We start from the raw sequence: 13,074 nt of genomic DNA, 5'->3' as shown, positions 1-13,074 counted from the left end.
TACAAGTTTTTGGCGTTAATTTGTAATTGAGTCACTCTATTATTTTCAACAGTTACTCCTTCCCATGTGTTAACAGGTGTATTAAAGTCCCATCCAAGAGTATTATTTTGATTACTTTGGTCGATATCAACCAAAGCAAGAGAGTCTATGTGATTAACTTGGGCATATGTAGTTCCAGAAAGGAAAATTATTAGAATTGATAAAAATTTCATTTTAATATACAATGAATATTACTTTGTTATATTTGCGTAAATTTAACTAAATAAGCTTTACTATTTTTTAAATAGAATAAAAGCAAAGATGAATTCCAATAGGAAAAGTCTTTTTTTATGAATACATGAATTTTTTTATATGTTTTTGGATAAGTTTCTTAGGAAAAATGATTTTATTGTCATAGGAGCACAAAAAGCCGGTACAACAGCTTTAGATTATTATTTTAGAAAACATAAAGATTTAGTTATGCCTAAAAGAAAAGAATTACATCATTTTGATAATGATTTAATTTTTAGGTATTTACCTAATTTCGTTTTGAACTTTTTATATCATAAAAATTTCAATGATTTAAATCAAAAATATAAAAAGTATGGTGAGATAACACCAATTTATATGTATTGGGATAATTGTTTGAAAAGGATAAAAAATTACAATGAAGAAATTAAAGTAATAGTTATTTTAAGGAATCCTATAGAAAGATCCTTTTCACATTGGAATATGGAATATGATAGAGGTAATGAGTTAAGATCTTTCGAAGATGCAATAAAACAGGAAAGTTCAGATATATTAAATAATAAGTATAAGAAAGATCGTATTATATCATACTTAGATAGAGGATTTTATTCTAGACAAGTTATTGAGATTTTATCCCTTTTTAAAAGAGATCAAGTTCTGTTTTTAAAATATGAAGATTTTAAAGATGATCAAGAAAATCAACTTAAGATAATATATACTTTCTTAAATATTAGTACTAGTTTTGAATATCAGAATAAATTAATTCATAAGAGAGTTAAACATTCAAATCTAGAGGATTCTACAAAGCAGTTTTTAAATGATTTTTTTAGTGAAGATATTTCTAAATTAGAAGAAATTTTAAATTGGAATTGCGATGATTGGAAAATCTAATAATTCTTATTAATGTATAAAAATATGAATCAACCAATTATCATTATTGGTATGCATCGATCAGGTACAACTTTTTTAAGTGAAATTTTGGAAGATAATGGTGTTTTTATGGGATCAAATAATGACCCCAATAATGAACCCTTCTTTTTTCTTGAACAGAATGAAAGAGCTTTATTGAAGGAAGGAGCAAGTTGGGATAATCCTCTACCCATTGATGAACTAACTTTAGGTTTGATTGGGAGAATTAAGTTCGTTAAAAATTATTTAGGCTTAAAAGGTATTAGTAGTATTTTTGCGAACTCTAATTGGGGATGGAAAGACCCAAGAAATTCTTTTACGATAGAAGGTTGGTTAAAATTTTTTCCGAATGCAAAAGTGGTCCATATTTATCGAAATGGAATTGATGTTGCAAGAAGTTTACAAACAAGAAATAAAATTCTAGCTAAAAATGGAATAACCCATTACAGTCAGTCTTTTGATAGTTTATCAAACTGTTTCAAGTTATGGGAGATATATGTTGAAAAATGCTTGAATTTTACAGATTCATATGCAAATTCGATTAATATATGTTATGATAAGTTGATCCATGGGGATCAAAAAGCTATAGATGACATTAACTTATTCTTAGGGATAAATATAAGAGAAACAGTTCTAAACAAAGTTGATCAATCAAAAAGAAAGAAAACTGAATATTCTTTGGAAGAAAGAGATATCATAGCTAATTCAAAATTATTACAAAAGCTCTACAGAATTAACAATGGAAAATAAGCCTTTAGTTAGTGTACATATAATTACTTATAATCAAGAGCTTACAATAGCTGAAACCATTAGTTCAGTTATTAGTCAAAACACTAATTTCTCATTTGAAATAGTGATTGGTGAAGATTGTTCTACAGATAACACACGTTTAATATGTGAAGATTTTGCCTCTAAATATGAGAATATTAATCTTTTAGATTCTAATGAAAACCTGGGTTTAATGGGTAATTTTATTAGGACTTTTGAAAATTGTAAAGGGAAATATATTGCATTATTAGAAGGTGATGATTACTGGGTCGATAAAGGTAAATTACAAAAACAAATTGACTTTCTTGAAAAGAATCAAGAATACTCAGTCTGTCATACCAATTTGAATTTTTTATATGTCAAAGAAAATAAACAAGTAATTAATTATCAGAGACCAATAAAAAGTACAGCATCGGATATTGATTTACTATTTGGTAATTATACAAATACGCCTACCGTAGTATTAAGAAATGTATTCAATAGTAAGTTACCTTCTGATTATAGGAATTTCATTTGTGGTGATTGGGCATTATTCATTTTACATGCACAAAAGGGTAAAGTAAAATATTTACCTGATGTAACCGCTACTTATAGAGTACATGATTCACTATGGAATGCAGATCATAGATGGAAATATCGATATGATACAATAATTCAAGTTTTAGATTATTTTTCAAATGATTATACTCTAAAAATAAAACATAAGATTTGGGTTAGAAGGTTTATTGTTGATATCCAAAGAATGAAATCAAGCATTAAAAGATTAGATTTATTCTATTTCTTAATTTCATTTCTTTCATTTTCTAAAATCTTTATGAAATTGAATTTCTCATTTAAAAAAATCATAAAATATAAGAATTATAATCCTTGGTAATTTGAAGATAGGTTTGGAATATGTTAAAATAATTTTTTATTCTTGTACATATATTAATGCAAAATAAATTATCAATAATAATCCCTGTATTTAATAGAGTTCAGCTGATTCAACAAACACTCAACTCTATTATCAATCAAACATATAATAATTGGGAGTGTCTTCTTGTAGATGATGGATCTACTGATGGAACTCAAGAAATATTAGAAAAGTACACATTAAAGGATTCACGTTTTATTCTTATTCATAGAGATAGGGAGCCTAAAGGTGCTCCAACTTGTCGAAATATAGGTTTAGAAAGATCAAATGGAGATTATGTGATTTTTTTTGATAGTGATGATATTTTTAAATCAGATTGCTTTTTTAATAGGGTGAATAAGTTTACTACTAATCCTAGTTATGATGCACTTATTTTTTCAGGAGCTTCATTTGAATTAGATGTTAAAGTATCTAAAGAAATTACTAGATTAGGGCACGGAATTAATGATAGTACTGATTACCTTAGAAACTATGTATTAGGTAATGTAAATTGGATTACGGCCTCACCAATTTGGAGGAGAGAGTATATAAATCAATACCGTTGGGATGAAGATATAATAAACTGGCAGGACCCAGAATTTCATATAAGACTTCTTAATAACAAGCTTAAGTTTAAAGTGTTTCAAGAAATCGATTGGTATTACAGAGTTGATAGAAATTATGATAGTATTTCCAAAAAGAGGTTCACTTTGTCTTATTTATTGAATCGTAAAAATACTTGTACTAAAATTATTAGTTATTTAAATGATGACCTAACAAAGTTGTTATTCATAAAAAAACAAGCAAATTTTTTCTTCAAAGAGGCAGAAAAATTTGCTTTAGATATTGATTGTAAATTCGAAGAAGTCATCCTCTTGTCAAATCCATTTAATTATTATTCTAGATTCAACGCTAAGCTTTTAAAAATATATTTATTTATACTGCATTTTTTGAAATTAACTAAAATACCCTACGTTAGAGGATTAGTTGTAAGTGCATTTAATTTTTTTAATAAATGAAAGTAAATTTAGGCTTTGTATATGTTGCAACAGGTGACAAATATATAAAAGAGGCAGAATTATCGGCAAAATCCTTAAAAGAAGTAATGCCGGATTCCAAAGTTACTTTAATAACAGACAAAAAATATTCATCTCAATTTTTTGATAATATAATACTTCAAGGGTTTGAATCAATTGATGAAAAATCATGGAAAGCTAATTTGGTTTACAAAATAATAGGTATTTCAAAATCACCGTATGATAAGACAATTTTTCTAGATACAGATACTTTTGTTATTGAACCATTTGATGAGTTATTTGATTTATTGGATTATTTTGAAGTCATGGTAGCTCCAGATTATTATGATAAAAATAAAATTCAGATAAACGGTAAAACAGTTGAGGGGTATTACCCTTATAATACAGGCGTATTAGCATTTTCAAAGAATGAACAAACAAAGGCTTTTATGAATTCATGGTTGTCGATATATACGAAAGAATTGCATGAATTTTGGAGTGACCAACAAGCATTTATGAAGGCATTAATTGAAATAAATGTGAAGTTATTAGTTTTAAGTTCTATTTATAACTTTAGATTTCTAAATAATGTAGGTCTCCCAGATGGTGAGAAAGTCCGAATTTTACATTCAAGATCATCAGAAGACGAGTTTAGAAGAATAGCAACACTTGTAAATGCATCTACATCCCAACGTGTTTGGGTAGCACCACTACGAAAGATATTCAGTTGGAATTCGAAAAAAATGTTCCAAGGAATTCGTAATTTCGTCTATCCTTTAATTAAAACTATCAAATGAAAACAGTCATCTTCGCAGGTGGTTTAGGTTCTCGAATTTCAGAAGAATCTCACCTAAAACCCAAACCCATGATTGAAATAGGTGGGAAACCTATTTTGTGGCATATCATGAAAATATATCAGTCGCATGGTTACAATGATTTTATTGTCTGCTTAGGCTATAAAGGATATATTGTAAAAGAATATTTCGCAAATTATTTCTTACATAATGCTGATGTAACATTTGATTTGGCGAATAATCAAATGGAAATACATAAGGCAAATGCGGAAAATTTAAAAGTTACTTTAGTTGATACTGGCTTACATACCATGACTGCCGGTAGACTTCAAAAAGTAAAACCTTATCTAGAGGGGGAAAAAGAATTTATGTTAACGTATGGAGATGGAGTCTCAAATGTTGATATTAATGCATTAGTAGACTTTCATCATCAACATGGTAAAATAGCCACAGTAACTGCAATACAACCTGCGGGTAAGTTTGGTGTCTTGGAGACCAATGACGATTCAGAAGTTACAGGGTTTGTTGAGAAACCCAATAGTGGAGGGGCTTGGATAAATGGAGGCTTCTTTGTTTTAAATACTGAAGTTTTTAAGTATTTAGAAGGAAACATGGAAGATGAAATGTGGGAGCAAAAACCCATGAAAAGTTTAACGACAGATCAAGAGTTAGTAGCCTATCATCATCATGGATTTTGGAAGTGCATGGATATACTGAGGGATCGAGTAGAATTAGAAAAAATGTGGGTAAATAATCCTCAATGGAAAAAATGGGACTAAAGAAACAATTATCAGATTCATATAAAGGAAAGAACGTTTTCGTAACAGGGCATACTGGATTTAAAGGGACTTGGTTGGTACTTTTACTTCATAAACTTGGAGCCAATGTGAAAGGTTATGCTTTAGAAGCAGAGAAAAAGTCTTTATACAACGATATTGAGGGTGACCAATACTGCAACTCTGTCATTGCAGATATTAGAGATCAAAAAAAGCTATTACACGAATTACATGATTTTCAACCTGATTTTATATTTCATTTAGCTGCTCAACCCTTAGTATTAGCCTCTTATGAGCAACCGGTTTATACTTATGAGACGAATGTAATGGGCTCAATTTACCTTTTGGAAGCCGTAAGGTTAATGGAGAAGAAATGTCATGTAGTAATGATTACTACTGATAAAGTGTATGAAAACAAAGAATGGCTTTATCCTTACAGAGAGACAGATCGTTTAGGAGGTTTTGACCCTTATAGCTCAAGTAAAGCAAGCTCTGAAATTGCTATATCATCTTTTATTAAAAGCTTTTTTCCTATTGCATCTTTTGAGGCACATCAAAAATCTGTCGCTGTCGTGAGAGCAGGAAATGTGATAGGTGGTGGTGATTGGGCTGAGAACAGAATTATTCCCGATATTGTACGTGCATTATCGCAAAATGAAACGATCAAAATTAGAAACCCTAAAGCTGTAAGGCCTTGGCAGCATGTATTGGAGGCCTTGATAGGGTATTTGCAGATAGGAAGACGGTTATTCGATGAAAAGGACCTTTCTATTTGGGCAAGTGCCTGGAACTTTGGCCCATTACATGATGAATACGTAGAAGTAGAAACATTAGTCAAAACAGCAATTGATATTTGGGGTAAAGGGGCGTATGAGGCAATAGAGATAGCTCAACCTCATGAGGCAAAGTTGTTAAGGTTAGATTGCTCTAAAGCTTCAAAATTATTGGGGTGGAAACCAAAGAAAAATGCTTCTGAAGCAATTTCTTTTACAATTAAATGGTATAAAGCTGTAGATCAAGATCAAGTTTTACCTTCAGAATATACAAATCAACAAATAGACGAATATTTAGGATGAAGTTAATTTTCATTGGAGGGTCCTCTTTTTTAGCAGAGAAGATATTAGAACAATTATCTATCATTGATGTTGATGAGGTTTGTATCTACACTAGAACCCAAAAGGATTGGATGTATAATTCCATTACCGAAGGAAGTACTTTAAGAGAACCAAAATACACAATAAAATTCTTTGATGCTCTTCAAGGTAATGTTAATGATTGGATTGAAGAATGGTCAAAGAGTGATGTTATCATAAACACAATGGCAGCGGGTGTTCAACCTAAAAAGCAAGCTGTAGCAAGTGATATTTTAGAAATTAATGCTTTTTTTACTATTCAACTGATTGAGGCACTTACAACGTCAGGTTTTAAGGGTAAGCTTTTGACTTTTGGCTCTTATTTTGAAATTGGAGATACTTCTTCGGAAGCACTTTTGACCGAAGAAGAGTTTATTTTTTCATCGAATAAATTACCTAATACCTATTGTTTATCTAAGAAAACATTGACACAGTTTGTTTATAATAAACATAGGTCTCATGACTTTGAATATGATCATTTACATTTGATCTTAACAAATATTTATGGTCTAGGGGAAAATGAAAATAGATTATTTCCCTATATCGTTCAGTCAGTAAAAGAAGGGGAAGAACTGAAATTTTCCTCTGGTTTACAGATGAGACAGTTTACGCATATTTCCGATGTGGCTAATTTAGTTATAGATTTAGCAACCTCACCATTAAAACATCATGGTGTATATAATATCACTTATGATGAGGTTTTTTCCGTGAAAGAGGTTATCAGTAAAATGCTATCTCAATTGGAAGCATATGGATATGCTTTACCAAAATATGAGTTTGGGGAAATAAGCAAACGTGACCAATCTATGAAGTTTTTAGGTATTTCATCGCAAAAAGCCAAAAAAGAGTTAAATTGGCAACCTAAAATTACTTTAGAAGAAGGATTAAAAGAATATTATGAAAATAATTGATTCCTATTTTGATGAAGTGCATCATATAGAAAGTCATTTTTTTAGCGATGATAGAGGGGCTTTTTTAAAGGCTTTTGATAAGAATAATTCAATTTTTGCGGAATATAACATACAACAAACAAATTACGTTCACACGATGGATAAGTATACCTTAAGGGGAATGCATTATCAAGAGGGGGAATTTGCTGAAGCAAAATTTTTTAGAGTTGTAACAGGTGTTGCACAGATTGGTTTTGTAGATGTACGATCTATCGAAGAGGGTAATAGATTAAACTCAGGAACAATTACAATTAGTGATCCCAAAGAAGGGGTGTTTATTCCAAGAGGATATGCAACGGGCTATTTAACTTTAGAACCTGATACTATTGTTCTATATTTTTCTGACAATATTTACCAACCAAATGTCGAAAAAGGAGTCCTTTGGAATGATTCTCGTGTAACTTTACCTTGGGAATCGAATACTCCAATTCTTTCAGAAAAAGATAAACTTTGGTAACCAAACACTATGATATTAGATATACTTATTCCCACTTTTAATAGAGGAGAAGACTTAATTTATAATTTAAATCTACTGGGTACTTATATAAGCTCGATAGATCAAGATAATAAAATCCAAATCATTATTTCCGACAATTGTTCTAGTGATAATACTCAAGCATTAGTTAAAACTTTTATTGAAGGTCATAAAACCATAAATATCCAATATTACAGAAATTCTGAAAATATAGGTTTGGAAAAAAATGCTGTTGAAGTATTGGGTAAATCAACGTCAGATTTTATCATGTGGTTGGGTGATGATGACTATTTACCAAAGGGCTATTTGAATTTTGTTTTTGAACAGATAAACAGTGGAGAAATAGGATATATATTGCCTCGAAATAGTAATATCCTTGATAAGAAAGAATTCAAAACTTCTGATATTAAACAACCTGTTTTTGAATTAAAAGAAGCTGGCTACAATACCATGTTTGATATTGGACATTTCTCACACCAAATGTCTGGAATAGTATTAAAACGAACTTCGTTATTAGAAAACTATTTAATGAAGGAAGATTGGAGAAACGTCTATTTATTTATGTTTTTTACCAACTATTGCCTTTTACATTATAATGGAATTTTTGTTGAAGATTATAAAGTGGCAATTACTCAAGGTAATGTAAAGGCTTGGTCTTATGATAAGGCTGGTTTACTACCCGAAGTGTATAAATCATATTATTATTTTTTAAAAGATATAGGTGAAGAAAAAGTATCAAATTTAATATTTGAATTTACTAGAAGGCACACTTGGAGGTTTGGAATTGAAGTAGTGAAACCATTAAATGCCTATAAAAGACTTGAATTCCTTTTGTCACAAATATTAGAAATATCAAATATTAAAAGTAGGCTAAGAAGTTTATTTATTAAGGATTTTATCTACAGAATAATTCGATGAATAAGGGAAATCCTATTTTTATCATATCTAATGAACCTTGGGGTGATATTTGGTATTCTAAACATCATTACGCAAACGAATTAAGTAAATTAAATCATCAGGTTTATTTTATTAACTCGCCATCTTATTGGACTTTTTCTCATTTATTTGATTGGTCGATAAAGGTTAATAAAGTATCTGAGAATCTATATTATGTAGATTATAATAATTTGCTACCTGTAAGGATATTTAAGGATGTTTGTCGTAACATTAATGACTTTATCAATTGCCTAAAATTAAGTAGGATAAGTAAAAAAGGAATATTTTGGCAGTTTGACCCAACAAGGTTTGGAAATACAAATTCTTTAGGTAGGTTTAAAAAGATATACCATGTTGTTGACCCTTACATGAAGTGGTCTTCTGATAAACAAATTGCACAATCATCAGATCTTATAATATGTACAAGTAAAAAATACTTATCACATTATAAGGGGATTACAAAAGGTGAAAAAGTGATATATATACCACATGGTTTATCTGAAGATGAGAAGATTACTGACTTTGATAAAGTTGAACAAATCAAAAAAAAGGAAGGTAATTATATTTTACTTGTCGGTACAATCAATCATGATATAGACTTTTCTATTTTAGAAGGTTTGGTTGAAATTTTTAAAATTATTGTTTTAGGAAAAGAAGTCATTACCGATAATAAATGGGATATCTTAAAAAAACATCCAAATTTACATTATAAAGGAATGATACATGCACAAGAGTTAAAGTATTATATTTCTGCTTCAACTTTGTGTATAACATCTTATAAATTCACGCTTCAATCTTCTGGTGGAAACCGATCACCACTGAAAATATTAAATTACTTGGCACAATATAAACCAATTGTAGTTTCCACAGATTCAGAAATCCCCACTTTAGAAGGAAAAGTGATTTTCAAGGCATCTTCAGTTGAAGAATTTATCCAATTGGCAATAGAAAAACAAACGATATTAGATGATGATCAAAGGTTACAAATAGACCAATACTTGATGAATCATAGATACCCAAAACTAATCGAACAAATTTTTGAATATGTCTAAAAAGAAGGTAACATATATTATATCAAATATTGAAAAAGCTTTTGAGTTTGAATGGGTTGGAACTTATTTAAATCGCGACCTCTATGAATTAAACTTTATTTTACTTAATCCGAAAAAAGATACTTTTCTGGCTAACCACATGAAGTCAGAAGGAAGGCAAGTAAATGAAATTCATTATTCCTCTAAAAAAGATTTATTGACATGCTTTTTTAAAATATTGGGTTTGTTATTAAAAAGTAGACCCAATATAATTCATACACATTTACCTGAAGCAACATTAATTGGATTGTTGGTTGGGAAAGTTATAGGAATAAAGAGTAGAATATACACTAGACACCATTCAACTTTCAATTATGATTATCATCCACATGCCATAAAGTATGATCTTTTTTCAAATTGGTTAGCTACTGATATTGTGGCAATAACTCAAAATGTTAAGAAAATTCTAACAGATAGAGAAAACGTTGAAAATAATAAAGTAAAAGTTATTCCTCATTGTATTGACATTGAGCGGTTTGATCGTGTGACAGAGGAAGAAATAAATGGTTTAAAAAGTAAATATAATATAAAGTCAAGTTCACGTTTTGTTGTAGGTGTAATATCAAGATATACTGAATGGAAAGGAATTCAGTATATTATACCTGCTTTTAAAAAATTATTACAAGATGAACCTAATGCTTTATTAATTTTAGCTGGAGGGAAAGGAGGTGAATATACAAACGAATTAAAAGCTTTATTAAAAGAATTACCCTCCGACAATTATTTGGAAATAGAATTTGAGAATAACCTATTTGCATTATATAAACTATTTGATGTCTTTGTTCATACACCAATTGATGAATATTGTGAGGCTTTTGGGCAAATCTATATTGAGACAATGGCCGCTAATGTACCTTCTATTGTTACCAGATCAGGAATAGGAGTGGATATTTTAAAAGATAAGGAGAATGCTTTAGTGGTAGATTATAAAAACAGTGAAGAAATTTACAATGCTTTGCAGTGTCTTTTGGTTGAAGATAAAGGGCTAAAAAAACAGATTATCACAGAAGCTAATCAAATGGTTAGAAAGGAGTTTTATTTAAAAAAGAAAATTGATTTATTAGAAACTCTTTATGAGAGAAGTTAATATGAAAGAATCACTTGTTACCATTGTAATACCTATATATAACGCTGAAAAATATATCTTAGAAACCGTTAAAAGTGTTCAAGGTCAAAGTTATTCAAACTATGAGTGTTTGTTAATTAATGATGGATCTAAAGACAGGTCTTTGGAGGTACTCAGCAGTATAACGAGTACTGATAAGCGATTTATAGTGATTGATAAAGCAAATGAAGGTGTTTCTATCACAAGAAATAAAGGACTAAAACAAGCGAAAGGTCAGTTTATTGTTTTTCTAGATAGTGATGATGTACTAGCATCTGATTATTTAACTTTACGCGTTAATTTTTTAAATAATAATACAAACTATATTGGTGTAGCAGCTGATGTTACAACAATTGATGAGAATGGAGGTATACTAGAAAGTAATTATAAGGCTTTGACAACTTATGAGGAACTTGTCAAATTTTCTTCAAATACTCAAACTTGTCCTTCATCCTATATGTTTAGAACAAGTGTCTTGCTTGATAATGAAATCTTTTTCAATAAAGATCTTTTTAATACAGCGGATAGGTATTTTTTACATTTAGTTTTTCAGAAGGGAAAGATGGGCTATGTTACTGGAGCAACAATGTATTATAGAATTCTTGAAAATAGTATGTCTCGTAAAATATCCCCCAAATTAGTTGTGGATTATCTCAACTATATCCGCCTTGTTGGTGAAAATATAAACATGGAAAAGAGGGATAAAAATAAATACTTAAGTCATTTCTACTATACAGTGTCAGCTTATGCTTTCCATACAAAGCAATATTACAAAGCGGTTCATTCTTTAATTTATTCTTTTTATAAAAGTTATTCAACAACTATTGAACTATTGAAAGCTCGATGAAAATATTATATCTAGGTTATTGGGGTGTTAATGAAGGCCTATCAGTGGCGACTATCTATCCACACCTTAAAATTTTAGCATCTTTTGATTCTATTCAAAAGATCTTTTATTTTTCAATGGAAAGGGAGGGTACGACTGAGACAAAAAGCTTCGACTCTTCTAAAATAGAGCATTTTCCGTTTGTTACAGGTCATGGATTGAAGGATAAATGGAATGACTTTACAACTTTTCCTAAAATATTACTTGATTTTATTAAAGAAAAACAAATAGATAAAATCATAGCTAGAGGTGCACCAGCTGGAGCGATAGCATGGATGGTTTGGAAAAAAAATAAAGTTCCGTTTGTAGTCGAATCCTTTGAGCCACATGCTGATTATATGTTAGAATCAGGTATTTGGCCGAAGTATGACCCAAGATACTTATTAGAAAAGTATTGGGAAGAACAACAAAAGAAATGTGCTAAAAATATTATTACAGTATCCAATAGTTATAAAAATCAATTAATAAAAGAAGGAGTTGAAAAGAGTATCATTGAGGTAGGTCCATGTTGTGTTGATACTCTTAAGTTTCAATTTATTCAAAAGCAAAGAACAGCAATTCGAGAAAAATTAAAGATCTCAAAAGATGCAATTGTTGCAATATATGTTGGTAAAATAGGGGGGATTTATTATTCTGCGGAATCTATTCAATTATTTAAAGACTTTTTAAGTCAGTCATCTTCTCATTTTTTAATTATTCTTACTCCTCAAGTTGAGGAACTAGAGAAAGAATTGTCTACAAAGAAAAATGTATTCATAAAATCTGTTGCTCATTCAGAAGTGCCAGATTATTTATCAGCTTCTGATTTTGCTTTTTCCCTTCATAAGCCGTCTCCTTCCAAGATAGCGCTTTCACCTATTAAAAATGGGGAATATTGGGCGAATGGATTACCTGTTTTTATATCCAAAGGTATAGGTGATGATTCAAATTTGATCAAAGTAAATAATATTGGTGTTATCTGGGAAAACCAAAATAATCAAAAAGCATTAGACGAGATTGTTAATATTGTAGTTAAGAAAGAACGTTTGGAGCAACCCAACTCAATAGTAGAATTAGCAAAAAATACTCGTTCATTCTCTATAATCGAAAACGTGTATAAAACGATTCTCTAATAT

General features: G+C 29.8%; 15 protein-coding genes. 14 read left to right on the top strand and 1 reads right to left on the bottom strand.

Features of this window, described 5'->3' with window-relative positions; genetic code table 11:
- On the bottom strand, window positions 1-212 hold a 212-nt coding region (locus IC221_RS05565; RefSeq protein WP_223241303.1), incomplete at its 3' end, for a hypothetical protein.
- Window positions 213-351: 139 nt separating this feature from the next.
- On the opposite strand from IC221_RS05565, the gene IC221_RS05560 reads away from it, so the two are divergent.
- From IC221_RS05560 to IC221_RS05495, 14 genes are read left to right on the top strand one after another with little or no spacing between them, the layout of a single operon-like run.
- Window positions 352-1,119 (top strand): sulfotransferase domain-containing protein, encoded by a 768-nt coding sequence (locus IC221_RS05560; protein WP_188168016.1) that lies wholly within the window; start codon window positions 352-354, stop codon window positions 1,117-1,119.
- A gap of 24 nt (window positions 1,120-1,143) precedes the next feature.
- Window positions 1,144-1,887 (top strand): sulfotransferase, encoded by a 744-nt coding sequence (locus IC221_RS05555; protein WP_188168015.1) that lies wholly within the window; start codon window positions 1,144-1,146, stop codon window positions 1,885-1,887.
- A complete protein-coding gene (locus tag IC221_RS05550; RefSeq protein ID WP_188168014.1) occupies window positions 1,877-2,779 on the top strand; it encodes a glycosyltransferase in 903 nt (300 codons plus the stop codon). Before IC221_RS05555 ends, IC221_RS05550 begins: the two co-directional genes overlap by 11 nt.
- Before the next feature lie 56 nt (window positions 2,780-2,835).
- Window positions 2,836-3,816 carry a glycosyltransferase family A protein gene (locus IC221_RS05545; protein ID WP_188168013.1) on the top strand — a complete coding sequence of 327 codons (981 nt, stop codon included), beginning with the start codon at window positions 2,836-2,838 and terminating at the stop codon, window positions 3,814-3,816.
- Complete coding sequence (locus IC221_RS05540; RefSeq protein WP_188168012.1) at window positions 3,813-4,610, top strand: putative nucleotide-diphospho-sugar transferase; 798 nt, start codon at window positions 3,813-3,815, stop codon at window positions 4,608-4,610. Before IC221_RS05545 ends, IC221_RS05540 begins: the two co-directional genes overlap by 4 nt.
- Window positions 4,607-5,386, top strand: a complete 780-nt coding sequence (rfbF, locus tag IC221_RS05535; protein ID WP_188168011.1) for a glucose-1-phosphate cytidylyltransferase — start codon at window positions 4,607-4,609, stop codon at window positions 5,384-5,386. The genes IC221_RS05540 and rfbF overlap by 4 nt, the downstream gene beginning before the upstream one ends.
- Window positions 5,377-6,459, top strand: coding sequence for a CDP-glucose 4,6-dehydratase (rfbG, locus tag IC221_RS05530; protein ID WP_188168010.1), 1,083 nt, complete (start codon window positions 5,377-5,379; stop codon window positions 6,457-6,459). The genes rfbF and rfbG overlap by 10 nt, the downstream gene beginning before the upstream one ends.
- Window positions 6,456-7,427 (top strand): NAD(P)-dependent oxidoreductase, encoded by a 972-nt coding sequence (locus IC221_RS05525; protein ID WP_188168009.1) that lies wholly within the window; start codon window positions 6,456-6,458, stop codon window positions 7,425-7,427. Before rfbG ends, IC221_RS05525 begins: the two co-directional genes overlap by 4 nt.
- Window positions 7,414-7,923 (top strand): dTDP-4-dehydrorhamnose 3,5-epimerase family protein, encoded by a 510-nt coding sequence (locus tag IC221_RS05520; RefSeq protein WP_188168008.1) that lies wholly within the window; start codon window positions 7,414-7,416, stop codon window positions 7,921-7,923. Before IC221_RS05525 ends, IC221_RS05520 begins: the two co-directional genes overlap by 14 nt.
- A 9-nt stretch (window positions 7,924-7,932) precedes the next feature.
- Entirely contained in the window at window positions 7,933-8,859 is a 927-nt protein-coding gene (locus IC221_RS05515; protein ID WP_188168007.1) for a glycosyltransferase, read from the top strand.
- On the top strand, window positions 8,856-9,929 hold the full coding sequence (locus IC221_RS05510) for a hypothetical protein (protein WP_188168006.1): 1,074 nt from the start codon (window positions 8,856-8,858) through the stop codon (window positions 9,927-9,929). The genes IC221_RS05515 and IC221_RS05510 overlap by 4 nt, the downstream gene beginning before the upstream one ends.
- Window positions 9,922-11,055 (top strand): glycosyltransferase family 4 protein, encoded by a 1,134-nt coding sequence (locus IC221_RS05505; protein WP_188168005.1) that lies wholly within the window; start codon window positions 9,922-9,924, stop codon window positions 11,053-11,055. Before IC221_RS05510 ends, IC221_RS05505 begins: the two co-directional genes overlap by 8 nt.
- On the top strand, window positions 11,042-11,920 hold the full coding sequence (locus tag IC221_RS05500) for a glycosyltransferase family A protein (RefSeq protein ID WP_188168004.1): 879 nt from the start codon (window positions 11,042-11,044) through the stop codon (window positions 11,918-11,920). Before IC221_RS05505 ends, IC221_RS05500 begins: the two co-directional genes overlap by 14 nt.
- Complete coding sequence (locus IC221_RS05495; RefSeq protein WP_188168003.1) at window positions 11,917-13,071, top strand: glycosyltransferase; 1,155 nt, start codon at window positions 11,917-11,919, stop codon at window positions 13,069-13,071. Before IC221_RS05500 ends, IC221_RS05495 begins: the two co-directional genes overlap by 4 nt.
- Window positions 13,072-13,074: the final 3 nt, after the last annotated feature.

The organism is Flammeovirga sp. EKP202 (assembly GCF_014534745.1).
Taxonomy (GTDB): Bacteria; Bacteroidota; Bacteroidia; order Cytophagales; family Flammeovirgaceae; genus Flammeovirga.
Note: the sequence above shows the minus strand (reverse complement) of the source record. Positions and strands in the feature narration are given on the sequence as shown.